General features: G+C 70.6%; 20 protein-coding genes. 15 read left to right on the top strand and 5 right to left on the bottom strand.

The features are described 5' to 3' along the window. Positions 1–23: 23 nt before the first annotated feature. On the bottom strand, positions 24–1,607 hold the full coding sequence (locus FHR32_RS21910) for a peptide chain release factor 3 (RefSeq protein ID WP_184755999.1): 1,584 nt from the start codon (positions 1,605–1,607) through the stop codon (positions 24–26). Between the two features lie 229 nt (positions 1,608–1,836). On the opposite strand from FHR32_RS21910, the gene FHR32_RS21905 reads away from it, so the two are divergent. From FHR32_RS21905 to FHR32_RS21890, 4 genes are all read left to right on the top strand, one after another. Next, positions 1,837–2,598, top strand: a complete 762-nt coding sequence (locus FHR32_RS21905; RefSeq protein WP_184755998.1) for a PP2C family protein-serine/threonine phosphatase — start codon at positions 1,837–1,839, stop codon at positions 2,596–2,598. A 461-nt stretch (positions 2,599–3,059) separates the two neighbouring features. After that, the gene (locus FHR32_RS21900) at positions 3,060–3,593 is read left to right on the top strand and encodes a hypothetical protein (protein WP_312882571.1); all 534 of its coding nucleotides are present in this window, start codon (positions 3,060–3,062) and stop codon (positions 3,591–3,593) included. A gap of 12 nt (positions 3,594–3,605) precedes the next feature. Then, a complete protein-coding gene (locus FHR32_RS21895; protein ID WP_184755996.1) occupies positions 3,606–5,642 on the top strand; it encodes an SPFH domain-containing protein in 2,037 nt (678 codons plus the stop codon). A gap of 5 nt (positions 5,643–5,647) precedes the next feature. Next, a complete protein-coding gene (locus FHR32_RS21890) occupies positions 5,648–10,714 on the top strand; it encodes a DNA repair ATPase (protein WP_184755995.1) in 5,067 nt (1,688 codons plus the stop codon). Positions 10,715–10,813: 99 nt separating this feature from the next. Here the strand turns inward: FHR32_RS21890 and FHR32_RS21885 are convergent, their stop codons facing one another. Further along, positions 10,814–11,083: a hypothetical protein gene (locus FHR32_RS21885; protein WP_246466266.1), complete on the bottom strand. Its 270-nt coding sequence runs from the start codon at positions 11,081–11,083 to the stop codon at positions 10,814–10,816. A gap of 65 nt (positions 11,084–11,148) precedes the next feature. Here FHR32_RS21885 and FHR32_RS21880 point away from each other — a divergent pair, with 65 nt between their 5' ends. Further along, entirely contained in the window at positions 11,149–11,796 is a 648-nt protein-coding gene (locus FHR32_RS21880; protein ID WP_184755994.1) for an alpha/beta fold hydrolase, read from the top strand. Positions 11,797–12,126: 330 nt separating this feature from the next. Beyond that, complete coding sequence (locus FHR32_RS21875; RefSeq protein ID WP_184755993.1) at positions 12,127–12,957, top strand: phosphoribosylaminoimidazolesuccinocarboxamide synthase; 831 nt, start codon at positions 12,127–12,129, stop codon at positions 12,955–12,957. 30 nt (positions 12,958–12,987) lie between these two features. Here FHR32_RS21875 and FHR32_RS21870 read toward each other — a convergent pair whose 3' ends face one another. Beyond that, positions 12,988–13,785, bottom strand: a complete 798-nt coding sequence (locus FHR32_RS21870; protein ID WP_184755992.1) for a PP2C family protein-serine/threonine phosphatase — start codon at positions 13,783–13,785, stop codon at positions 12,988–12,990. An 84-nt stretch (positions 13,786–13,869) separates the two neighbouring features. Between FHR32_RS21870 and FHR32_RS21865 the strand changes: the two genes are divergently transcribed. After that, the gene (locus FHR32_RS21865; protein WP_184755991.1) at positions 13,870–15,768 is read left to right on the top strand and encodes an N-6 DNA methylase; all 1,899 of its coding nucleotides are present in this window, start codon (positions 13,870–13,872) and stop codon (positions 15,766–15,768) included. Positions 15,769–15,795: 27 nt separating this feature from the next. Continuing rightward, on the top strand, positions 15,796–16,689 hold the full coding sequence (locus FHR32_RS21860) for a serine/threonine-protein kinase (protein ID WP_184755990.1): 894 nt from the start codon (positions 15,796–15,798) through the stop codon (positions 16,687–16,689). Positions 16,690–16,803: 114 nt separating this feature from the next. Here FHR32_RS21860 and FHR32_RS21855 read toward each other — a convergent pair whose 3' ends face one another. Continuing rightward, a complete protein-coding gene (locus tag FHR32_RS21855) occupies positions 16,804–17,415 on the bottom strand; it encodes a class I SAM-dependent methyltransferase (RefSeq protein WP_184755989.1) in 612 nt (203 codons plus the stop codon). Positions 17,416–17,549: 134 nt separating this feature from the next. Between FHR32_RS21855 and FHR32_RS21850 the strand changes: the two genes are divergently transcribed. The 5 genes from FHR32_RS21850 (at position 17,550) to FHR32_RS21830 (ending at position 22,784) form a co-directional block, all read left to right on the top strand. After that, positions 17,550–18,827 carry a sensor histidine kinase gene (locus FHR32_RS21850; protein ID WP_184755988.1) on the top strand — a complete coding sequence of 426 codons (1,278 nt, stop codon included), beginning with the start codon at positions 17,550–17,552 and terminating at the stop codon, positions 18,825–18,827. Next, positions 18,800–19,459 carry a response regulator gene (locus FHR32_RS21845; RefSeq protein ID WP_184755987.1) on the top strand — a complete coding sequence of 220 codons (660 nt, stop codon included), beginning with the start codon at positions 18,800–18,802 and terminating at the stop codon, positions 19,457–19,459. Before FHR32_RS21850 ends, FHR32_RS21845 begins: the two co-directional genes overlap by 28 nt. 301 nt (positions 19,460–19,760) lie before the next feature. Further along, positions 19,761–20,570 (top strand): MBL fold metallo-hydrolase, encoded by an 810-nt coding sequence (locus FHR32_RS21840; RefSeq protein WP_246466264.1) that lies wholly within the window; start codon positions 19,761–19,763, stop codon positions 20,568–20,570. A gap of 166 nt (positions 20,571–20,736) precedes the next feature. After that, a complete protein-coding gene (locus tag FHR32_RS21835) occupies positions 20,737–21,621 on the top strand; it encodes a sulfotransferase family protein (RefSeq protein ID WP_184755985.1) in 885 nt (294 codons plus the stop codon). Next, on the top strand, positions 21,618–22,784 hold the full coding sequence (locus FHR32_RS21830) for a glycosyltransferase family 4 protein (protein ID WP_184755984.1): 1,167 nt from the start codon (positions 21,618–21,620) through the stop codon (positions 22,782–22,784). Before FHR32_RS21835 ends, FHR32_RS21830 begins: the two co-directional genes overlap by 4 nt. 23 nt (positions 22,785–22,807) lie before the next feature. Here the strand turns inward: FHR32_RS21830 and FHR32_RS21825 are convergent, their stop codons facing one another. Beyond that, complete coding sequence (locus FHR32_RS21825) at positions 22,808–23,050, bottom strand: hypothetical protein (RefSeq protein ID WP_184755983.1); 243 nt, start codon at positions 23,048–23,050, stop codon at positions 22,808–22,810. Positions 23,051–23,444: 394 nt separating this feature from the next. On the opposite strand from FHR32_RS21825, the gene FHR32_RS21820 reads away from it, so the two are divergent. Both FHR32_RS21820 and FHR32_RS21815 read left to right on the top strand, forming a co-directional pair. After that, entirely contained in the window at positions 23,445–24,599 is a 1,155-nt protein-coding gene (locus FHR32_RS21820; protein WP_184755982.1) for an epoxide hydrolase family protein, read from the top strand. A 151-nt stretch (positions 24,600–24,750) separates the two neighbouring features. Then, entirely contained in the window at positions 24,751–25,017 is a 267-nt protein-coding gene (locus FHR32_RS21815; protein ID WP_184755981.1) for a hypothetical protein, read from the top strand. Positions 25,018–25,155: the final 138 nt, after the last annotated feature.

Raw genomic sequence — 25,155 nt, 5'->3', positions numbered from 1 at the left:
CCCGCGCGGGCCGTACCGGACGGTCAGCCGCGGGTGTCGGCGAGCAGGGCCTTGAGCACCAGGTCAGGGTGGTCGCGCAGCACACCGCGCATCCGCCACTCGTCGGTGAACAGCGCCAGCAGTTCCCCGTCGATCGCCCTGGTGAAGACCTCCACCCCGCGCTGGCGGGCCAGGACCGGTGCGGACTCGGCGTCGGTGATCCGGGCCAGGCTGAAGTCGAGCCGGTCCATCGCGATCTCGGTGTTGAACTCGCCGGCCAGCCGGTGCTTGACCACGTCGAACTGCATCGGGCCGACCGCCGCCAGCACCGGCGACTGGTCGCCGCGGATGTCGGAGCGGAGGACCTGGACGACGCCCTCGGCCTCCATCTGCTCGATGCCCTTGCGGAACTGCTTGGCCCGGCTGGAGTCACGGCAGCGGGCCGTCCAGAAGTGCTCGGGCGCGAAGCTCGGGATTCTCGGGAACTCGACCGCCTGGCCGTCGTAAAGAGTGTCACCGGGGCGCAGGGCCGTGGCGTTCACCAGGCCGACCACGTCTCCGGGGAACGCCTCCTCGATCGTCGCACGCTCCTGGCCGAAGACCGACTGGGCGTACTTGGTGGCGAAGGGACGCCCGGTCGCCGCGTGGGTGAGCACCATGCCCCGCTCGAACCGGCCCGAGCAGATCCTGACGAAGGCGATCCGGTCACGGTGCGAGGGGTCCATGTTGGCCTGCACCTTGAAGACCAACCCGGAGAACGGCCGATCCAGCGGGCGCGGGTCGTCCCTGACGTCGGCACGGGGCGCCGGCGCGGGGGCGATGTCGACCATGGCGTCCAGCAGCCGGCCGACGCCGAAGTTGTTCAGAGCGGCACCGAACAGCACCGGAGTGGACTCGTGCGCCTCGAACGCCTTCTGGTCGTGGTCGGAGCCGATCGCCGAGAGCAGGTCGACCTCGTCTCTGGCCCGCTCCCAGTCCTCTCCGATCTCGGCGAGGGCCTTCTCCGGGCTGAGCTCCGTCTCGATGGCCTTGGTGGCCCCGCCGGGGGTGCGGGTGTAGCGGACCGCACGGTCGGCGACCCGGTCCACCACGCCGTGGAAGAAGCCGCCGGTGCCGATCGGCCAGGTGATCGGGGTGGGCCGCAGGCCGGTCTTCTCCTGGATCTCGTCCAGCAGCTCCAGCGCCTCGCGGCCGGGCCGGTCCCACTTGTTGACGAAGGTGATGACCGGGATCCGGCGGTGCCGGCAGACCTCGAACAGCTTCAGGGTCTGCGGCTCCATGCCCTTGGCCGCGTCGAGTAGCATGACCGCGCAGTCGACCGCGGCCAGGACCCGGTAGGTGTCCTCGGAGAAGTCGGCGTGGCCGGGGGTGTCGACCAGGTTGAACATGTGCCCTCGGTATTCGAACCTGAGGGCGGCGGAGGTGATGGAGATGCCACGGGCCTTCTCCATGTCCATCCAGTCGGAGGTCACACCGCGGCGGCCCGCCTTGCCGTGCACCGCGCCGGCCTCGCTGATCGCGGAGGCGTGCAGTGCCAGCGCCTCGGTCATGGTCGATTTACCGGCGTCGGGGTGGCTGATCACCGCGAACGTGCGGCGCCGAGCCGCCTCCTGGAGGATCGCGGTCATTTCCTGGTCTCCTAGCCGTGCGTAAGGTGGGGAGCCCCCCGTCGGTCCGCGGGGCGCTGAAACAGCTTACGCGCAGCCACACCTGTCAACAGATGTGGCAACACTTCCCCGGGTCGCTTGCGTCACCATGGCGTTCAGTGGATTGTGGAACAACTCGGTTCGCCCTATGCCCGCCCCAACTGCCCGAAAGCGACCTACTCGTGCAACTCGACCTTGCAGTGGTGTGAAGATGATCACGCTCCGCTATGCGGCAGGCTCCGATGTCGGCCGGGTCCGCCAGGGCAATGAGGACGCGGCCTACGCCGGCGCCCGGCTACTCGCCGTAGCCGACGGGATGGGCGGCCATGTCGGTGGCGAGGTCGCCAGCTCGGCGGCGATCGCCACGGTCGCCGCCCTGGACCATGAGGAACCCGACGATCTGGTCGCCTCGGCCGAGGCCGGGGTCCGCAAGGCCAACCAGCGCCTGCGCGAGCTGGTCGAGGAGGACCCGAGCCTCACCGGCATGGGCACCACCCTGACCCTGATGCTCTGGGACGGGCCGCGGGTCGCCCTCGCCCACATCGGCGACTCCCGCGCCTACCTGCTCCGCAACGGTGATCTCTACCAGATCACCTACGACCACACCCTGGTCCAGACGCTGATGGACGACGGCCGGATCACCGCCGAGGAGGCCGCCCGGCACCCGCACCGGTCGATCCTGCTCCAGGTTCTGGACGGCGGCGACGCCATCGACCCCGACCTCTCCCTGCGCGACGCCGAGGTCGGTGACCGCTATCTGCTCTGCTCCGACGGCCTGTCGGGGGTGGTCGAGGCCGACCAGCTCCGCCACGTGCTCGCCGAGGTCGACGATCTCGGCGAGGTCACCCGGCAGCTCATCGGGCTGGCGTGCGAGGCGGGCGGTCCCGACAACATCACCTGCGTGGTGGCGGACGTCGTCGAGGGACCCGGCACGGACACCCCCGTGGTGGTCGGTTCGGCCGTCCCCTCGTAGGCACACTCCCGGGCCGCGCCGGAGAGTCCGGTGCGGGGTCCTGGTCACGGCGCTGGTCGGCCGCTATCGTCGGATTCTCCGTACTCCTTGGCGACCATCGCTCCGGAAGGGCGTCCCGCATGTACAAGGAATTCGCCATCGAGGCGATCGTGTGGCTCATCCCCGTCGTGATCCTCGTCGGCCTGGCCTACATGATCACCCGGCCCGCCTGACCCTCCCCCGCAGCTCCCCGCGGCCGAGGAACCGGAGTATCGCTCCGGCACCTCGGCCTTCTCGCGTATGCGGCAACTTTTCTTCCTTTTCGGGAACTATCCCCTTTATCTAATCTTTAAGTTTGTATAGTCATTCACATACGCTCGGGGAGCGTCGCTGGGCACGTCAACAGGGGATCTCATACGCCAATGGGTCAGTTCGTCGATGCGGTTTTAGCTTTCCCGACAGTCCTTTTCACATTCCTCCTTGTGGTGGTCGTCGGTTACTGGCTGTTCGCGGTGGCCAGCGGCATCGGGTTCGACGGCGACATCGACGAGTCGGCGGGATTCCTCAGCGGTCTCGGGCTGGGCGGGGCGCCGATCGCGGTGGCCGTGTCACTGATGGTGGTCATCGCCTGGTTCGTCAGCCTGGTCGGCGGGGTGCTGTTCAGCGGCACCCTCGTGCTGATCGGCGTGCTGGCGGCGGCACTCGTCTGCGCCTGGGCCGGCACCCGCCTGATCCTGCTGCCGCTGCGCCGCGCCTCCTCCAAGGAACGGCTCCCCTCCCGCACCGACTTCGTGGGCCGGACGTGTGTCATCCGTACCGGCCGGGTCGGCAGGGACTTCGGGCAGGCCGAGGTCACCGCCGCGGACGGTTCCTCCGCTCTCGTGCAAGTCCGTCAGGTCGGCGACGACGCTTTCGACGCCGGCAGCACCGCCCTGATATTCGCCTACGACGCAGCGGGCGAGTTCTTCTGGGTGATGCCGTACGACGCGGAACTCGATCCCCACCGTCCTATCTAGCCGAGGGACCACATGGACGTCATCTCCACAGGGCTGGGCATTCTTCTCGCCGTCATCCTTCTCGTCGTCGTCAGTCTGCTGATCATGATCAGCAGACTGTTCAACAAGGTCGAGCAGGGCAAGGCACTGATCATCTCCAAGGTCAACAAGGTGGACGTCACCTTCACCGGCGCGGTCGTGCTGCCCGTGTTCCACCGGGCCGAGGTCATGGACATCTCGGTGAAGACCATCGAGATCGCGCGGACCGGCCGCGAGGGCCTGATCTGCCGGGACAACATCCGGGCCGACATCCGGATCACCTTCTTCGTCCGGGTGAACAAGACCGTCGAGGACGTGGTCAAGGTCGCCCAGGCCATCGGCACCGCGCGTGCCAGTGACAAGGAGACGCTGCAGGAGCTGTTCAACGCCAAGTTCTCCGAGGCTCTCAAGACGGTCGGCAAGCAGCTCGACTTCGTCGACCTCTACACCCAGCGCGACCAGTTCCGCGACCAGATCATCCAGGTCATCGGCACCGATCTGAACGGCTACAGCCTTGAGGACGCGGCCATCGACTACCTGGAGCAGACCTCGCTGACCTCTCTCGACAAGAACAACATCCTCGACGCGCAGGGCATCAGGAAGATCACCGAGCTGACCGCCATCGAGCACGTGCGGACCAACGAGTTCCAGCGGCACGAGGAGAAGGAGATCACCCGCCAGAACGTGGACGCGCGGGAGGCCATCCTGGAGCTGGAGCGCCGCCAGGCCGACGCGGAGATCAAGCAGAGGCGCGAGGTCGAGACCATGCGGGCCCGCGAGGAGGCGGAGATCTCCAAGGTCCAGGCCGAGGAGCGGCTCAAGGCGCAGGCCGCCGGCCTGCGCACCGACGAGCAGCTCGGGATCCAGCAGGAGAACCAGGCCCGCGAGATCGCCGTGGCGGCCAAGAACCGCGAGCGGGTCATCGCCATCGAGTCCGAGCGGATCGAGAAGGACCGCATGCTGGAGGTCATCTCCCGCGAGCGCGAGACCGAGCTGTCGCGCATCTCCAAGGACAAGGAGCTCGAAGGCGAGAAGCGCTCCATCGCCGAGGTGATGCGGGAGCGGATCGCGGTGGAGAAGACGGTCGCCGAGCAGGAGGAGAACATCAAGCGCCTGCGGGTCGTCGAGGAAGCCGAGCGGACCCGCCAGGCCGTGATCATCCAGGCCGAGGCCGAGGCGCAGGAGAGCCTGGTCAAGGACATCAAGGCGGCCGAGGCGTCGGAGGCGGCGTCCCGGCACAGGGCGCGCGAGGTGCTGGTGCTGGCCGAGTCGCGGCAACAGGCCGCCGAACTCGACGCCCGCGCCAAGATCCGCCTGGCCGAGGGCGTCCAGGCCGAGGCGGCGGCGGCCGGTCTGGCCGAGGTGCAGGTGCGCGAGCGGGACGCCGCCGCGATCGAGAAGGTCGGCCGCGCCGAGGCCCAGGTCGAGCGGGAGAAGGCCCTGGCCGTCGCCGAGGGCGACCAGGCCAAGGCTCTGGCCTCCGCCATGGGGGTGCGGGAGAAGCTCAAGGCCGAGGCCGAGGGTCTGACCGAGAAGGCGGCGGCGCTAGCCGCTCTGGACGAGGCGAGCCGCGGCCACGAGGAGTACCGCCTGCGGCTGGAGGCGGAGAGGGAGATCCGCCTCGCCGGGGTGAACGTCCAGCTCAAGGTCGCCGAGGCGCAGGCCGAGGTGCTGTCGGCGGGCCTGTCCAAGGCCAACATCGACATCGTCGGCGGCGACAGCGTGTTCCTCGACCGGGTGGTGGGCTCCATCGGCATGGGCAAGGTCGTGGACGGCTTCGTGCAGCACTCCGACGTCGCCCAGGTGCTGGCCGGGCCGTACCTGGACGGTTCGCAGAGCCTGCCGGCCGACCTGGGCAGGATGGCCGGCTCGCTCGACACCGCCGACGTGCGCAACCTCTCCCTCTCCGCGCTGCTGGTGAAACTGATCAATTCGGGCGGCGCCGACGCCGACAGGCTGCGTGACCTGCTGGGCGGCACGCCTGAACCCGCCGAGGCTCCGGCCGCCGCTCTCGGCTCCGGCAAGCAGTGACGCCCGTGACAGAGGTCGTCGACGCTCCGGGCGGCCACTCAGGGCTGGACGCGGGCACCTACGAGGTGCTCCGCGCCCGGCTCGCCGAGCGGGCGGCCGAGCTGGCCCGGCAGTCCGAGACCCTCAACGCCCGGCGCCTTGAGGTCTTCGGCGGGACCGAGCTCCGCCTGATCGGCACCGAGCGGATCCGCACCGAGAACAACTGTGTCCCCCGTGACATCGTGGCGCTCGGCGGGACGGCCGGCCCGCGCGAGGGGGCGGGAGACGGACACGACCACCGGCAGGGGCTCATCCTGTTCGGCTACAACGTGTTCATGGGGTTGAAGCCCGAGACGACCGTCGGGGACGTCTTCTCCATGCACACCTTCGTGCGGGGAACGGCGGGCGCCGGGGGCGGCCTGGACGGTGACGCCTTCCGGTTCGATCCCGCACCGCTGTTCCGGCATCCGCAGTTCGAACGGGACTTCGCCGAGCTCTACCGCTACTACCGGGAGACACGGCTGCTCCAGCTCCGCCGGATCGAGGGCAGGATGCTGGCCGTCTTCCAGACGGGACCGCAGGACATCCGCGTGCTGCGCTGGCAGGTGGGGGTGGACGGCGCCCTCACCTACATCGACGACCGGGGCGAACGCGACCACGTCTTCCCACCCTCGCATGACTTCGAGTGGATCCCGGCCACCCGCGACGACCACGTGCTCGGCCGCCACCCGCACATCTCGATCCAGGGTGAGGTGTTCGTCGAGACCGTCGGCGGCGACCTCACCATCAAGATCGAGAACAACACCGAGACCGGTGAGGGCGTCTACCGTGAGCCGGTCGCCGAACCGCTGCAGAGCCTCGCCGACGCCGACGTCTGCCACGCCAGGGTCGGCCCGCTGATCCTGCTGCGCGTCCGTCCCTACAACGAGACCGAGTGGCGTCACCTGGTCTTCAACACCCAGACCAAGGGCGTGGTCCGCCTCGACGGCATCGGCCAGGCCTGCCAGCGTCTCCCCGAGGACCAGGGGATCATCTTCCCCGGCGGCTACCACCTGTCCACCGGGGTCAGCAAGACCTTCGACACCGACGTCTCCGACCTGGAGTTCGAGCGGGTCATCCGCTCCGGCAACGGCGAGGACGTGCTCTACGTCTTCCACGCCCACGCCGAGGGCCGGTCGCTGCTGCTGCCGTACAACGTGATCCGCAAGGAGGTCTCCACCCCCCTGTCCTGCCACGGCTACTCGCTGTTCGACGACGGCACGCTGATCGTCTTCAAGGCGATCTCGGACGAGCCCACCCGGGTCCACCCGATGCAGGTCTGGCAGACGCCATACGTGTCGGACCTGCACGCCGCCGCCCAGCCGGCGGGTACCGGGCCGCTGGAACGGATCGGCAACGCCGAACTGGTGCGCGGGATCTCCGACTGCCTCTCGGTGGCCCGGATGATCGAGGAGATGGCGCCGTCGGTCCCCGTCTTCGAGGCGCTGATCGCTGCCTGCGCCCGGGCCTTCGACCACTACCACTGGCTGGGCGAGCACGGCCTGCGAGGTCCGCTCGCCGACGTGCGGGCCTCCGCCGAGCAGGTGCTGGAGGAGTTCGAGAAGGTCCAGTCGCTCACCGAGCAGGCCGCGACCGCGCTGGAGACCACCGCCGGTGAGATCCTCTCCCTGGTACGGCGGGCACACGCGCAGGAGCCCCGCTCCGCGCAGGAGTGGATCACCCACCTCGCCGAGCTGCGGCGGGCCCAGGGACGTCTGGTGACCCTGCGCGAGCTGCGCTACGTGGACACCGGCCGGATCGACGGGCTGCGCGCGGAACTCGACACCGAACTCGACGCCACCGCGCAGCGCGCGGCCGGCTTCCTGCGGGGCGAGGACGCCTTCGCCGGCTACCACGCGGAGGTCGAGCGGCTGGTCTCCGACGCCGGGGCCATCACGACGGTGGCCGAGGCCGGGCCGATCGGTGAGCGGCTGACCGGGCAGTCGCAGGGCCTGGAGGTCGTGGTCGAGGTGGTCGGCACGCTCGACATCGCCGACGCGACCGTGCGGACCGCGATCCTGGAACGGGTCGGCGAGGTGCTCGGCGGGATCAACCGGGCCCGCGCCGCGCTGGACGCCCGCCGCGGGGAGCTGCTGTCGAGCGAGGGCCGGGCGGCGTTCGCGGCCGAGTTCGCGCTGCTGGGACAGGCGATCACCGGGGCGCTGGCGATGGCCGGCACCCCCGAGCGCTGCGACGAGCAGCTCGGCCGGCTGATGCTCCAGTTGGAGGGCCTGGAGTCGCGCTTCGCCGAGTTCGACGACTTCCTGGCCCGGCTGGCGGCCAAGCGGGAGGACGTCTACGAGGTGTTCTCCGCGCGGCGGCAGGCGCTGCTGGACGAGCGCGCCCGCAAGGCCGACCGGCTGGCCGAATCCGCCACCCGGATCCTGGCCGGTGTGCGCCGCCGGGCGGCCGGGCTCGGATCGCTCGACGAGGTCAACACCTACTTCGGCTCCGATCCGATGATCGTCAAGCTGCACGGCGTGACCGGGGAGCTGCGCGCGCTGGGCGAGGCGGTCCGGGCCGAGGAGCTCGAAGGCCGGATCAAGTCCGCCCGCCAGGAGGCGGGCCGCGCCCTGCGCGACCGGCTCGACCTGTACGCCGACGGCGGCGAGACGATCCGCCTGGGACCGCACCGGTTCGCCGTCAACACCCAGGCCACCGAGCTCACGCTGGTGCCGCACGAGGGCCGGCCGGCGTTCGCCATAACCGGCACCGACTACCGCTCGCCGGTGCGCGACGAGACGTTCGCCGAGACCCTTCCGTTCTGGAACCAGTCGCTGGTCTCCGAGACGGCCGAGGTCTACCGGGGCGAGCACCTGGCCGCCGCCATCCTGGCCGGCGCCGAGTCCGGCACGCTGAGCGCGGGCGAGTCGGCCGTCACGCTCGACACGCTGCGCGCGGCGGCGGACGCCGGCGGCGGCCTGCTGGAGATCGTCCGCACGGTGGCGCAGGCCCGTTACGACGAGGGCTACGAGCGAGGCGTGCACGACCACGACGCGACCGCGATCCTGGCGGCCCTGCTGCGGCTGCACACGGACGCCGGCCTGCTGCGCTACCCCCCTGCGGCGAGGGCGGCGGCCCAGCTCTTCTGGGCCTTCGGCGTGGACGAGCCCTCCCGGGTGACCTGGAGCACCCGGGCGGTCTCGCTGGCGCGGGCACGCTCCCTGTTCGGCCGGGTCGGCGCTGTGGAGGAGACGCGCCGCGCGCTCGGCTCGGCCATCGCGACCTTCATGGCCGGTCTCGGCGGCGCCGCGGGCGACACGGCGGGAGGCGTGGCCGCCGGGGACGGCCGGGCGGCCCCGGCGCCCGGCGCCTCCCAGAGCGCGGGCGGGCAGGGCGGCGAGGACGTCCCCGCGCTCGCCGGGGAGTACCTCTTCGAGGAGCTGGCCGGTGAGCCGCCGGGGTTCGTGACGAGCGCGGGGGCACGGTCGCTGCTGGAGCGGTTCGACCGGGCGCTGGGGGCGTCAGGCCAGGAGTTCGACGACGACCTGCGTGCGCTCGGGGACGACCTCGCCGGGCGTCACCGGCTGGCCGAGGCGTGGCTGGGGGCGTTCGAGTCACCGGCCGAGCTGCCGGAGGCGGTGGCCGTACGGCTGTGCGAGGTGGCCCGGTACGACTCCCCCGCGGCCCTGACCACCACGGTCGAGGGGCTGCTCGGCACGCACCCGCGGATCACCGGGCGCGCGCTGGAGCTGCGCCTGGACGAGTTCCTCGGCCGGACCCGGCACTTCCGTGAGCACCGTGTCCCCGCCTACCGCGCCTACCAGCGGCGGCGCAACGACCTGGTCGCCGCCGAGCGGGCACGCCTGCGTCTGGAGGAGTATCGGCCGAAGGTGCTGAGCGCCTTCGTGCGCAACGAGCTCCTCGACGAGGTCTATCTCCCGCTCATCGGCGACAACCTGGCCAAGCAGATCGGCGCGGCCGGTGACGCCAAGCGGACCGACCAGATGGGCATGCTGCTGCTCGTCTCGCCGCCCGGCTACGGCAAGACCACTCTCATGGAGTATGTCGCCAGCCGGCTCGGCCTGATGTTCGTGAAGGTCAGCGGCCCCGCCCTGGGGCATCTGGTCACCTCGGTGGACCCGGCGCGGGCACCCGACGCGACGGCACGTCAGGAGGTCGAGAAGATCTCGTTCGCCCTGGAGATGGGCAACAACGTGCTGCTCTACCTCGACGACATCCAGCACACCTCCCCCGAGCTGCTGCAGAAGTTCATCTCGCTGTGCGACGGCCAGCGGCGGATGGAGGGTGTCTGGGAGGGTGAGACCCGCACCTACGACCTGCGCGGCAAGCGCTTCGCGGTCTGCATGGCGGGCAACCCGTACACCGAGTCCGGCACGCGGTTCCGCATCCCCGACATGCTGGCCAACCGTGCCGACGTGTGGAATCTCGGCGAGGTGCTGTCCGGCAAGGAGGAGCTGTTCGCGCTGAGCTACGTCGAGAACGCGCTCACCTCCAACCCGTTCCTCGCCCCGCTGTCCACGCGGGACCGCGGTGACGTCCGTCTCCTGGTACGGCTGGCGCAGGGCGATCCCACCGCCCGGGCCGACCGGCTCTCCCACCCGTACTCCGCCGCGGAGCTCGACGAGATCCTCCCGGTCCTGCGCCACCTGCTCCGCGTCCAGCGGGTGGTGCTGGCCGGCAACCGGGCCTACATCGCCTCGGCCGCCCAGTCCGACGCGTCCAGGACCGAACCTCCGTTCCAGCTCCAGGGCTCCTACCGGAACATGAACAAGCTCGCCGCCAGGATCGTCCCGGTCATGAACGAGGCCGAACTGGAGGCGGTGATCGACGATCACTATCTCGGCGAGGCCCGGACCCTCACCTCCGGCGCCGAGGCCAACCTGCTCAAGCTGGCCGAGCTGCGGGGCACCATGACAGCCGGGCAGGCCGGGCGGTGGGCCGAGGTGAAGACGGCCTACCTGCGTCAGAAGGCACTCGGCGGCGCTGAGGACGACCCGGTGACCAGGGCGGTCGGCGCGGTCGGCCTGCTGGCCGACCGGGTGAGCACGGCCATCGAGCAGGCCGCCGACCGCCTGTCGCCGGAGCCGTAGCGGAGGTGCCGGAGCGGTTGACCCGCCGGGACATGACGCGACGCTTCGAGGGCGGCGCGACCGGCCGGGTCACGCCGTCGCGGGCGGCGCCGTGAGCCGTTACGACCGGGGACCGGTGAGGCCGTGCCGGAGCAGCCCGGTGAGGGTGTCGATCGCCTCGTCGTCCCCGAGGGTCCGGCCGATGGGTTCGCCGCCACCGGCGATCTGGCCCAGCGCCTGGATCTCGGGGAGGTGCGCCCGGTAGGTGTGCCAGTACGTGGCCACCCGGGCGCGCAGGGCGGGCTGCTGTGACAGGTCGTCGCCCGCCTCATGGACTGACAGTCCCCGGCCCGCCTGAGCGAGCCAGTCGGCCAGCAGCGCCTGGAGCACTTCCTGCTTGCTCGCGAAGTGCTTGTAGAACGAGCCGGCGGACCGTCCCGCCTCGGTGGTGATGCATGACCCGCCCGTCTTCGGCGCCGTACCGGTTGGAGGACATGGCCGAGGATGCCGTCGCGGTGCTGGACGCGCTGGGGTGGGAGTCCGCGCACCTGGTCGGCACCTCGCTGGGCGGGATGATCGCTCAGATCATCGCCATCCGGCACCCCTCCCGGGCGCGCACCCTCACCTCGATCATGTCCACCCCGGGGGCCCGGATCGGCACCATACCCAAGATGGCCACCTTAAAAGCGATCATGAAAATCTCGAGCATGCCGGTGACCAGCCCAGACCAGGCGGCGCAAGAGGCGGTGGCGATGAAGAAGCTCATCGGCTCTCCGCGTTGCCCCTTTGACGAGCAGGAGGTGAGCGACATCGGCCGCCGATCCTATGAGCGCAACCCCGGCACCCCCGAGGGCGACGCGCGCCAGCGCGCCGCGGTCATCGTCTCCGGGGACCGGCGCAGGGCACTGGCCAAGGTGCGGATCCCCACCCTCGTCCTGCACGGTGAGGACGACCCGGTCATCCGGCTCAAGGCCGGCCAGGCCACGGCGGCCGCCATCCCCGGCGCACAGCTGGTCACCTATCCCGGCATGGGTCACGACCTGCCCAGAGCCCTCTGGCCGTCCATACTCGACCAGATCCGCTCCCTTGCTCTCACGCGTTGAAGTCCACCACGCACCTCGAACAGGCGACCGCCCCGTCTCCGGGATCCGGGTGAGCCCGAAGACGGCGTGGACCTACCGCGGCGAGACGGAGCCGAGCCGGCGGCCGAACCGCGTCCCCCGCGATCCGAAGGCGACCCGGTGGCCTCCCGGGTGGGATCGAGGAAGTGGCCCCGCGCCTGTGGAGACGATCCTCACCTCCTTATACTTTCCCTCGTCTACGCACAACCGGTCCGCACCTGCCGGGATGGCCTCCGCGTGCGGCACGTACGTTTTGATCAGCGATCAACGGCCTCCCACGGCCGACGAGATCGCGCAAGAGCAGGGAGCACGGTGAAGCTTCTCCACTCCGGGAAGGTCCGCGACGTATACGAGGACCGGGGGGACATCATCCTCGTGGCCTCCGACCGCGTGTCGGTCTACGACGTCATCCTGCCCACACCCATCCCCGACAAGGGGAAGATCCTCACCCAGCTGTCCCTGTGGTGGTTCGACCAGCTCGCCGACATCGTGCCCAACCACGTCATCTCCGCCACCGATGTGCCCGCCGAGTTCGAGGGCCGCGCCGTACGGTGCCGGAAACTGGAGATGGTGCAGGTCGAGTGCGTCGCGCGCGGCTACCTGACCGGCAGCGGGCTGAAGGACTACCGCGCGCAGGGGGCGGTCTCGGGCGTGCCGCTGCCACCCGGTCTGGTGGACGGGTCCAGGCTCCCCGAGCCGATCTTCACCCCGAGTACCAAGGCGCCGCTCGGGCAGCACGACGAACCCATCGCCTTCGACGACGTGGTCTCCCTGGAGGGCCCGGAGGTCGCCGAGGAGCTGAGGCGGATCACGTTGGAGGTCTACCGGCGGGGATCCGAGCTCGCCGCGGAGCGGGGTGTGATCATCGCCGACACCAAGATCGAGCTGGGCCGGGCCGGCGACGGCACGCTCGTGCTCGGCGACGAGGTGCTGACCTCCGACTCCTCGCGGTTCTGGCCCGCCGACCGGTGGGAGCCCGGTCACGCGCAGTTCTCGTTCGACAAACAGTATGTCCGCGACTGGGCGACCGGCACGGGCTGGGACAAGAAGGAGCCCGCCCCGGAGGTGCCCGCCGAGGTCGTGGCGGTCACCCAGGCCCGCTACATCGAGGCGTACGAGCGGATCACCGGCATGACCTGGTGATCACGCCGCCTCCCGCTCGGCGAGGCGGCCTCAGGGCGTCAGCTTCCTCTCGGCCGCGGCGCCCACGACGATCCGCTCGGCGGAGACGGGGTGGGCTCCGAAGTCGGCCACGATGCAGGTGATGTTGTCGGGGCCACCGCCCCGGTTGGCCAGGTCGATGAGCCACCGGGCGGCCTCGCCGGGGTCGGCGATCTCGGTCAGCGTGTTGAACAGGGTCTCCGGGCCGACCACGCCGGTCAGGCCGTCGGAGCACAGGAGGTAGCGGTCGCCCGGCTGGGCCTCGCGCAGGGAGAGGTCCAGCTCGCCGTCACCGGTGCCCTCAAGGACCCGCAGCACCATGGACCGGCGCGGATGCTCGGCGGCCTGCTCCAGGGTGATGCGGCCCTCGTCCACCAGCGACTGGACCAGGGTGTGGTCATGGGTGATCTGGTAGAGGGCGCCGCCGCGCAGCATGTAGGCGCGGGAGTCTCCGACGTGGGCGAGGGCGAAGGTGGCGCCGTCCCACAACATGGCGGTCAGGGTGGTGCCCATCCCCCGTAACGTGGGGTCCTGCTCGCTCATGTCGTGCAGCGTGTGGTTGACGTCCGTGGCCGCGCCCTTCAGGGCGGCGACCAGGTCGACACCGCTGTCCGGAAGACCGGCGTCCAGGGACGCCATGGCGGTGACGGCAAGTGAGCTGGCGACCTCCCCGCCCGCATGACCGCCCATGCCGTCGGCTATGGCGAGCAGGCGAGCGCTCGCGTAGCCCGAGTCCTCGTTCGCCTCGCGGCGGACTCCTACGTCGGAGCGGGCCGCGTAGCGCAGGGCCAATCCTTCGTTCAGTGCCATGAAGGCAGTAAAGCATTGGTTGAAGCACTTCACAAGCAAAGGTGTTGTAGACCGTTAAGGCACAGTGAACTACTGTGGCCAAGTATGGAGGAGAGCCAGGACATCACGGTGAACGCGGGCGACATCGCCCGGCTCGCCTCCGTCGGCCGGGCCGCGGTGAGCAACTGGCGCCGCCGCCACGATGACTTTCCCCAGCCCGTGGGGGGCACGGCCTCCAGCCCGCTGTTCTCCCTGCCCGAGATCGCCGCGTGGTTGCGCCGCAACGGCAAGTCGTTCGAGGTCTCCCTCGGCGACCTGGTCTGGCAGCGGCTGCGGACCTCGGTCGACGACCTGCGCCTGGGCGACCTGGTGGGCAGGGTCGGCGCGTTCCTGTTGTTCCTGCACAGGGAGCCGGAGGTGTGGCGGAAACACGGCACACAGTCTCTCACCGGCCTGACCGCCGCGACGACGGATCTTCCCGGCTCCCCCGACCTGCGGCTGGACGACCTCGCGCTCGTCAGGCTGGTGGCCGAACTGGCCGCCGAACGGGGCCCGCTGGACACCTTCGAGTTCCTCTGCGAGCGCTACGTCGAGGCCCACTCCCGCCAGCTCTCGGTGACCCGGGACGACGTCGCCGCCCTCATGTCCCGGCTGGCCGGTCAGGGCACCGGGATGGTCCTCGACCCCGCCTGCGGCGTCGGAACCCTCCTCCTGCACGCCGGCGCCTCGCTCGGCCAGGAGAGCAACGAGACGAACGCGCTGCTCGCGGCGGTCCGGCTGCTGCTGCGCGGGGCCAAGGCGCGGATCGTGGCCGGCGACTCGCTGCGTGAGGACGGCCTGACCGGCGAGCTCGCCGACGCCGTCGTCTGCGACCCGCCGTTCAACGAGCGGGCCTGGGGCTACGAGGAGCTGACCGGCGACCCCCGATGGGAGTACGGCCTGCCGCCACGCGGAGAGTCCGAGCTGGCCTGGGTCCAGCACTGCCTGGCCCACGTGAGACCGGGCGGCCTGGTGGTGATCCTGATGCCGGCGGCGGCCGCCGGCCGCCGGCCGGGCAAGCGCATCCGGGGCAACCTGCTGCGCAGCGGGGCGCTCCGGGCCGTGGTCACGCTGGGCCTGGGCGGTCCCGACCTGTGGATCCTGCGCCGCCCCGACGGAGGGCGCCCCGCGTCCCAGCTCCTGATGGTGGACGCGAGCGAGGACCTGTCGGCCGTGGAACCCGCCTGGCACGCCTACGCCCGAAATCCGGAGGTCGAGCTGTCGGGCGACAGCCGGACCGTGCGGATCATCGACCTGCTCGACGACGAGGTGGACCTCACCCCCGCCCGGCACCGCCCGCAGCTGGGCGGCCCGGACTTCCTGCGCGACTTCGCCGACGCGCTGGACCGTTTCCGTGACACCTCGGCCATGCTGCCGGAAGCCCCTCCGGCGCTTGAGCTGCTCAACGAGCGGCAGGACCTGCCGACCACCACCGTCGGTGAGCTGGCCAAGGCGGGCCTGATCACCATCCTGCAGGCCCCGCCCAAGATGTCGGCCGACGAGGGACCGCTCCCGGTCCTGACCGCCGACGACACCGCCCTGGGCACGCCCCCCTCCGGAAGGACCACCCTCGACCCCGCACTGGTCATGATCAGGCCCGGCGACGTCGTGACCACCGCCCTGGGCACGGTCCGGGTGATCACGCGGAGCGGCGCGGCGCTCGGCCCGCAGCTCACCCTCTACCGCGTCGACCCGCACCGGCTCGACGCCGACTTCCTGGCCGGCTTCCTCCGCTCCGCCGACGCGGCCCGCGTCCACCCCAGTTCCAGCCGCCTGGACGTGCGGCGGGCCCGGGTGCCGATGCTCCCCCTCGCCGACCAGCGACGGTACGGCGTGGCCTTCCGTGAGCTGTTCGCACTGGAGGACCGGGTGCGAGAGACGACGGCACTGGGGGAAACGCTGATCCGGCTAGGCTTTGACGGACTGGTTGACGGCCACCTCCGGCCGTGCGACCAAGGGGTGTGATTCGCTACACGTCCAGGGGAGGGCCGGATGGTCATCGGTGACCGATACGTGCTCGACGACCTCCCCCTCGCCCAGGGCGGCATGGGCGCTGTCTACGGCGGCCACGACAAGCACCTCGACCGCAAGGTGGCCGTCAAGTTCCTGCGCCTGCTCAGCGGGCCGGACGAGGAGCTGAACCGGCGTTTCCTGCGCGAGGCCCGCATCCTGGCGAAGCTGGAGCACCCCGGAGCGCCGGTCCTCTACGACTTCGGCACCTTCGACCAGCGGCTCTTCCAGGTGATGCAGTTCATCGAAGGCGTCACCGTGGCCGACCTGGTCAGCGAGCACGGCCCGCTCCCGGTCCCCTGGGCGGCCGCGATCGCCGCTCAGGCGTGTGCCGTGCTGTCGGCCGCCCACGCGCTCTCCATCTACCACCGCGACCTCAAACCGACCAATCTGATGCTCTGCCCCGACGGCAGCGTCAAGGTCCTGGACTTCGGCCTGGCCATGCTCCGCGAGGCGGACTCGACCCGGTTCACCCGGGTCGGGCAGATCCTCGGCACCCCGGCCTACATGGCTCCCGAGCAGATCCAGCGCGGCCTCTCCGGCCCCCGCAGCGACCTCTACGCCCTCGGCTGTGTGATCCACGAGATGCTGACGGGCAGGCAGCTCTTCACCGGACCCACCGAGTACGCCGTCTTCGAACGCCAGGTGAAGGAGCGACCGCCCGCCGTCCCCGATGTCCCGCCGGAGCTGAACCGCCTGATCGAGGATCTCCTGGAGAAGGACCCCGACCGGCGTCCCACCGGCGCCGACACCCTCTACGAGCGCCTGCAGCCCTTCGCCGTGGACCTCCCGATGCTCCCGGGCTTCCTCAACCCGCCGTCGACGCCCAGCCCCGGCCGGATGTACGCCCGGATGGTCGGCCGCGTCCTCGACTGAGCCCCGCCGCCGGCCTTCGGCCTGACGCGGGTCACCCAGATGATGACCAGGACGACACCGATCAGCAGCCCGGCGACGGCCAGCAGCAGCGGCGGAGAGAGCTGTCCGAGCAGGTCAGACACGGGCTACTGGCCTCCGGCACACATACGTCATCCCCGGTGGCAGGTTCCGCCAGACCGGCCCGGTGGTCAGCACCTCGTCGAAGGTCGCCCGCAGCCGCCGCCGCAGGGCCCTGGCTCCGGCGAGCGGTACGGCGTGCAGATAGGTCACGGTGGTGAAGGCACCGGCGGGGTCGAGGATCCGGCCGATCTCGCCGAGGATCCGTTCCTGCTGCCCTCCGGGGAACAGCGACCACGGCAATGTGCTGACCACCGCGTCCGCCCGCTCCACCCCGGCACCGGCCAGGAGCGCGCCGAGGTCGGCGGCGTCGCCCTGGATGGTCTCCATCCAGGGTTTGGTCCGGCGCAGGTGAGCGGCCAGGACCGGCTCGATCTCGACGGCGAGGTGCCGGGAACCCGGGGGCAGCCGCTCCCGGATGACCTCGCTGATCGAGCCGGTCCCCGGGCCGAGCTCGACCACCACCGGCGTGCCGCGCGTCGGCACCACCGCCGTGAGGGCCCTCGCCAGGGCGGGGGAGCTCGGCGCGACCGCACCCACCACGCCCTGCTTGCGCAGCGCCACCGACATGAATGCCCGCAGGTCCGGGGCCACCACTGTCTCGTTCATGGCCTCAATGAGATCGTCGCACGGGTGCCGCGCGCAGGACCCCGGAACCTAGTCTTCCGGGTATGCCTGGCCATACTCCAGGAGTAGTCCCAGCCCGTTGGGGAGCATGCCGGTGTAGGCCGTACCGTCGGGGGATGCAGTCATCGGCGGCCTGGCGGGCCCTCACCCGGCGGGACCTGCTGCTGACCTCCTGGCCGTGGCGCTCGCTGGCCTATCTGGTCACCGGCGTGCTCCTCGGTGAGGTCGTCCTGGTGGTGTTCCTCCTGGCCCTGTTCACGAGCACCATCCTCGCGGTGCTGCTGGTGGGCATCCCGCTGCTGCTGGCGCTGGGGTTCAGCGGGATACCGGTGGCCGCGCTGGAACGCCGGCGGCTGCGGATCATCGACCCGGAGCCGGCCGCCACCCCGCACCGCATGCCCGACCTGCCGGGGCTGCGCGAGTGGATCAGCCTCCGCCTGCAGGAGCAGGCCACCTGGCGGGAGCTGGCCTATGTGGTCCTGCTGGTCACCGTGCTCTGGCCGATCGAGTTGCTGGCGGTGGTCTTCGGCCTCGGCATGCCGTCGTCGATGATCCTGACACCGGTCCTGCGGGCCCAGGCGGGTGAGTTCAGAGTGCTGAAGTTCTGGCTGGTCAACACGGAGTTGGAGGCCTTCGTGGCGCTCGCGGTCGGGCTGATCTGGCTTGCCCTGGCCCTCTACCCGCTGACGCTGCTCGCCACGGCCCACGGCATGCTGGCCCGGCTGCTCCTCGCCCCCCGGGAGACCGAGATGGGGCAGCGGCTCGACGAGCTCACCCGGTCCAGGACCCGGCTGGTGGAGGCCTTCGAGGTCGAACGGCGTCGGATCGAGCGGGACCTGCACGACGGCGCCCAGCAGCGGCTGGTCGCGCTGGCCATGACACTCGGCCTGGCCAAGCTGACGGAAGGGTCGGAGATGGCCGAACTCGTCGACAAGGCGCACGGACAGGCGAAGCTCGCGCTGGCCGAGATCCGCGACCTCATCAGGGGGATCCACCCGCAGATCCTCACCGACCGGGGACTGTCGGCGGCCGTCGCCGACCTCGCCGACCGCTCGCCTGTGCCCGTGGAGGTCTCCGTCGAACTTCCCGTACGGCTGCCCGAGGTGGTGGAGTCCGTCGCCTACTTCGTCGTCTCCGAGGCACTGACGAACGTGGCCAAGCACAGCGACGCCCGCCGGGCCTGGGTCACCGGGCGCCTGGACGGTGCCCGGCTGGTCGTGGAGATCCGCGACGACGGCGCGGGCGGCGCGGACGTGTCGGAGGGCACCGGCCTGGCGGGGCTGGCCGACCGGGTCTCGGTGGTGAACGGCAGACTGATGCTTTCCAGCCCGCATGGCGGGCCGACCCTGCTACGCATGGAGATCCCTTGCACGTCGATCGACCCCTCGAAATAGTCATCGCCGAGGACGGCGTGCTGCTCCGCGAGGGGCTGGCCGGGCTGCTCAACCGGTTCGGGCACCGGGTGGTGGCGGCTGTGGGCGACGCCGGAGGGCTCGTCGAGGCGGTGGGCGCGCATGCCCCGGACATCGTGGTCACCGACGTGCGGATGCCGCCCGGCTTCACCGACGAGGGGCTGCGGGCCGCGGTGGCGCTCCGCTCGGCGGACCCGCGCCTGCCGGTCCTCGTGCTGAGCCAGTACGTCGAGCAGACCTACGCGAGCGAACTCCTGGACTCCGGTGACGGCACCGGAGTGGGCTACCTGCTCAAGGACCGGGTGGGCGACGTGGAGGAGTTCGTCGACGCGCTGCTCAACGTCGCCGGCGGCGGGACGGTCGTGGACCCCGAGGTGGTCAGGCAGTTACTGCGCCGCCGCCGTGACCCGCTGGAACGGCTCTCCCCCCGCGAACGGGAGGTCCTCGCGCTGATGGCCGAGGGCCGGTCCAACGCGGCCGTCGCCAGAAGCCTGGTGGTGTCCGAAGCCGCCGTGGGCAAGCACATCGGCAGCATCTTCACCAAGCTCGACCTGCCCCCGGCCGAGGACGATCACCGCCGCGTCCTCGCGGTCGTGACGTACCTGCGGGGGTAGAGCACGGCGCTTCCGGTGCCCGTCGTGACCCGGTCCAGCGTGGCCGTCCTGCTGACCCCAAACCCTCGATGAGGTCCCGTCTGCCCGCCTGGGCCGGCTATGCCGCGGCACTGTGGTCGGTGCTCTACGGTCTGCTCGGCCTGCACTGGGCGCTCGGCGGATCCGGCTTCCCCTGGCCGCCGCCGCCCTCGCCTACCACCTGCGCAGACACGGCCGCTGCCGGCACTGCGGCCGGTCATGAGCGGGAACCCACCGGCCTGCCGTTCGACGGCACGCCGGCGACCCGTGGAGAATGCCGTCCATGGAAGGTCGATGGGTGGAAGTGGCCGATCGGGTGCTGGTCCGGCGATACGCCGAGCTTGACCTGTCGGTGGGGCTGGTCCTCGGCGACGGTGGCTGCCTGGTGGTCGACACGCGCGGGGACGAACGGCAGGGGGCGGAGCTCGCCGCGGAGGTGCGGCGGATCACCCGGGATCCGTGGACGGTGGCGATCACCCACTCGCACTTCGATCACAGCTTCGGCACGCGACCGTTCCTGGAGTGCCCCGTCTGGGCTCATGAGGGCTGCCGGTCCGACCTGGTCGAGGACGGGGCCGGGACGCGCGACGCCTGGGCGCGGCGCTACCGGGAGGAGGGGCGCGCGGACATCGCCGACGACATCGCCAGTACGGAGATCGTGCTGCCGGACCACCTCGTGGCCGACCGGGCGGAGCCGGCCGTCGGCGGGCGGCGCGTCGTCATGACCTACTTCGGCCGCGGTCACTCCGGCAACGACCTGGTGATCCATGTGCCGGACGCGGGCGTGGTGTTCGCCGGGGACCTGGTGGAGAACGGTGCGCCACCGGCCTACGGCGACGCCTACCCGCTCGAATGGCCGGCCGCCGTCGACGGGGTGCTGGGGCTCGCCGGTGAGGGCGCCGTCGTCGTCCCCGGGCACGGGGACCCGATGGACCGCGGGTCCGTCGTCGCCCAGCGCGACGAGATCGCCACCGTCGCCGGGCTCTGCGAGGAGGTGGCCGCGGGCCGGATGAGCGTCCGGGAGGCCGTACGGCTGTCGCCCTACCCCGAGGACACCACCAGGACGGCGTTGCGCAGGTCGGCGGCACCGTGAACGGTCCGGTGGCCGCCTCGGCCGCCGGGCCCGGCCATCGGCCGGAGAAGCGGCTCCACCTGCGGAGTCACCGGGTCGCCCGGAGAGCCGCCGGACCGGCAGGGAGCCCCCACCAGGGAGATCACGCTCAGGAAAATGCCAGGAAAGCTGGATAGCGTCATGGGGCATGAACTGGAAGTACAGGGTCAACGAAGCTCTCAGCGAGTTCGCCGGATTTCAGGTCAAGCGGGTAGGAAAAGCGGGACACACATCGGCCGCGCCCTCCGTCGCGCCCGACGATCTGGTCCGGCCTCCCGCCGATCCGGGCGCTGATCGGCTGTTGGTCGCTCCGGTCTTCGTCCTGTCCCCTGTCAGGTCGGGCTCCACCCTGCTGCGGGCGGTGCTCAACGCCCATTCGATGTTGCACGCCCCCCATGAGCTGCACGTACGGCGGCTGGCCGTGGGATTCGGCACCCCGCTCGCGGAGAAGGCGATGGACGCCCTCGGACACAACCAGGCCGACCTGGAGCATCTGCTGTGGGATCGGGTGCTGCATCGGGAGCTGGTGCGCAGCGGCAAGAAGCACGTCGTGGACAAGACCCCGGCCAACGCCTTCGCCTTCCAGCGGATCGCCGCCTGCTGGCCCGACGCCCGGTTCGTCTTCCTCCTGCGCCACCCGGCCTCCATCGCGAAGTCGTGGCACGAGGCCGACCCGGACAGAAGGAACGCCGAGGAGGCCGCGCTGGACGCCCTGCGCTACATGAAGGCGACCCAGAGGGCACGACGCGCGCTGGGCGGCCTGACCCTGCGCTACGAGGACCTGACCGAGTCTCCCGAGGACCAGACGCGCCGCATCTGCGACTTCCTGAACATCCCCTGGGAGCCGGGGATGCTCTCCTACGGTGAGCAGGCCGTCCTGCGGAAAGGGCTCGGCGACTGGAAGGACAAGATCCAGTCGGGCACCGTGCAGCGGGGGCGCGCCCTCCCCGCCCCGGAGGAGATACCGGAGGTGCTGCGGCCGATCTGCCGGACCTGGGGCTACCTGCCCGAGCCTGCGGACCGGCGCCCGTGAGGATCCGCTACATGCTCCTGCACGCCTACGGCATGGGCGGGACGATCCGCACGGTGGTCAACCAGGCCAACGCGATGGTCTCCGCGGGATACGACGTCGAGATCACCAGCGTGGTACGGCGCCGCGACACACCCCAGTTCCCCATCGACCCGCGTGTCGAGATCGTCCCGCTCGTCGACCAGCGCGACGGCGCCCGGCCCGACTCGGTGGGACGCCGGGTCTGGCGGAAGGTCCGCGGGCAGATCGTGCCGCAGGGCGAGTTCGCGGCGTCCTACTTCACCGAGCGCGTGGAGAAGGCCGTCATCGACTACGTCTCCGGGGTGCGGGACGGCGTCCTGGTCACCACCCGTCCCGCGCTGAACCTCATCTCCGCCCGCCGTACTCCGGTGAGCGTGGTGCGGATCGCGCAGGAGCACATGAACCTGACCACCCACCCCGACACCGTCCGCCGGGAGATCGCCCGCCACTACGGCCGGCTGGACGCGGTCGCGGTGCTCACCGGGACCGACCGCCGGGACTATCAGGCCCTGCTGCCCGGCACCCCGGTCGTGCGGATCCCCAACGCGATCCACACCCTCGACCAGACCCCCTCGCGCCAGGAGAACAGGCTGGTGATCGCCGCCGGGCGGCTGGTCTCGCAGAAGGGGTTCGACCTGCTCATCCCCGCGTTCGAGCAGGTCGTGCGCCGCTATCCGGACTGGCGGCTGCGGATCTACGGCACCGGCCCGAAGAAGGCGCACCTGCGGGCGCTCGTCAAGGAACGCAGGATGGGTGACAACATCACGCTGATGGGACGGACCGACCGGCTGGACGAGGAACTGGCCCAGGCGTCGGTGTACGTGCTCAGCTCCCGGTTCGAGGGACTGCCGATGGTCATGATCGAGGCGATGTCCCACGCCCTGCCGGTCGTCGCCTTCGACTGCCCGACCGGCCCGCGCGACGTCATCACCGACGAGGTCGACGGCCTGCTCGTCCCGCCCCAGGACGTCGACGCGCTGGCCGGGTCGCTGATGCGGCTCATCGCCGACCGTGAACTGCGCCTGCGCCTGGGCACCGCCGCGGTGCGCACCGCGCGGGACTACGCCCCCGCCACCGTCACGCCGCTGTGGGAGAACCTGTTCAGCGAGCTGACCAAGGCCGACCGCCCCCTCCCGGAGCTCTGAACGCCCGCGGAAGCGGGGCCGGCTCACCCATCGGCCTGCCGTCCTTCTGACCGTGTGCGTCTCTTCTGTCCATTCCGCCGCCAGACGAGGGGGTTGAGGTCGGCGGGGGCCGGAACGGCGGTGAGACCGGCCAGGACCTCGTGCCGGGAGATCCGGGCGGTCGCGGCTCTCTGCCGGTAGTCGCAGAAGACCTGCACCTCACCGTCTCCCCAGCACCGCGGCGCGCCGGACGGGTCCAGATAGACATAGGACATGCCCTCGTACATGCCGTCCCCCAGTCCGGCGGGTCGGCCGGGTCGGCGTCGAACGGGTTGGGATCCAGGTGCGGCCGGTCGATGAGGACCAGCGTCGCCCTCCCCTTCCGGCCGTAGCGTTGATCTCCATGGAAACGTCCGGCGTACGGCGCGCGCACTCGAATTTCCTCGAGACGACGGCCTGCCGAGCAGGGGGATTCGCCGAGATGAGGCCGCAGGCCACCCCGGAACGGCCGTAAAGTCATGATCTGTGAAATCGATAGGGATATAGTCTTCCAAGTCACGTAACGCGAGGAGGTGAGCCCGATGACCACGAACCACCCTGTCCGGGCACTCCTGGCCGCCGCGTCTGTCTGACCGGCACTCAGGAGCGCCCGCCCGTCGAGCGCTCCTGAACGAAGGAACAATGACAGCCAAGCCTTTTCAGATCTCCGTATCCGATGATGTCCTGAACGACCTGCGTACGCGCCTCGCCCGCACCCTCTTCACGGCGGCGTCCGACACCACCTCCTGGGCCGCCGGGGCCGATCCCGGCTACCTGCGCGAGCTCGTCACCTACTGGGCGGACGGATTCGACTGGCGCGCGGCCGAGACGGCGCTCAACGCCTACCCGCATCACATCGCCGAGATCGCCGGACGGCAGGTGCACTTCGTGCACCTACGCGGCAGACGCGCCGAAGGCGCGCCCGCGCCGTTGCCGCTGATCCTGACCCACGGCTGGCCGAGCAGCTTCGTGGAGATGCTGCGAGTCGCCGAGCGGCTGGCCGACCCGGCCGGCCACGGCGGTGACCCCGCCGACGCGTTCGACGTGGTCATTCCCTCGCTGCCCGGTTTCCTGTACTCCGAGCTGCCGCAGGGGCCGTTCACCCGCAGGGGCGTCGCCGAGACCTGGCACACGCTCATGACCCGGACCCTCGGCTACCGGCGCTTCGGGGCCTTCGGCGGTGACATCGGGGGCGGGGTGACGCAGTGGCTCGGCGCCCTCTACCCGGGCGAGGTCGCCGGCGTCCACGTCACCTCCGCGGTGATCACGACCGACTTCCGGGAGCAGCCGCCGACCGCCGAGGAGGAGGCGTACCTCGAAGCCCTCAGCGCGTACGACGCCACGGACCGGGGCTACAGCGAGATCATGTGCACCCGGCCGGACACGATCGCCGCCGCCCTGGCGGACTCCCCGGCGGGACTCGTCGCATGGATCATCGACAAGTATCGCGACTGGAGCGACTGCGGCGGCGACCTGGAGACCCGCTGGGACAAGGACACCCTGCTGACGGTCGCGACCCTCTACTGGGCCACCGGCACCATCGGCTCATCCTTCCGGCAGTACTACGACTACCCCCAGAACAGACCGGTCCCGAACATCACGGTGCCCAGCGCGGTGACGCTGAGCAACGAACCGGCCTACGCGAACATCCCCAGGAGCCTCACCGAACGCATCTGCACCGACCTGCGCCACTGGAGCACCCCGGAACGCGGAGGACACTTCATGGCTCATGAGGAACCCGAACAGGTCGCCAACGAGCTGCGCGCCTTCTTCCGGCCCCTCAGGTCCGGAAGCTGACGTCCCCCCCCGGCGGCCACCGGCCGCGGGGGGACTCGCGGGACGTGGCCGGCGTGACGGGAGTCATCGGAAGCGCCATCTTCCGAATCGGATGTCCGATACGGTCATTTTGGCCATCATTTGTCGCAATCAAGCGAAGGAATCCGGCATCGTGCGAAAAGTGCTGCTCACCGTCGCCGACGCCAGAAAGACCGCGGGGTCCTGGTTGGCCGAGCACAACAGAACGGTCAGGGCCCCAGACTGGTGGGACGACTTCTCCAAGGTGGACGGACTGTTCTGGGACGCCACCCGGCACGAGGCCGTCATCGACAAGGGTCACGTCGAGGACGGCAAGAAGAACAAGATCCGCGGCCAAGCTGTGTCCCCGCACCATCCAATCGGGGCCCAGGAGCCGGGGCGGCAAGACCGGCAAGGGTAATCCCTACCTGAAGGGTGTACTGCGAGTGTCAACGTTCCACGAGAAACCGCAGGTAGAGAAGGTGTAGATGTACGCCGTGCCCTGCTCGGGGCACAGCGCAGATCTACCCGGGCCTCCGCGCTAAGCGAGGGCCTGTGT

It is taken from the genome of Streptosporangium album, assembly GCF_014203795.1.
Classification (GTDB): Bacteria; Actinomycetota; Actinomycetes; order Streptosporangiales; family Streptosporangiaceae; genus Streptosporangium; species Streptosporangium album.
The sequence above is the reverse complement of the archived record's forward strand: the minus strand, read 5'-3'. Positions and strand labels throughout refer to the sequence as shown.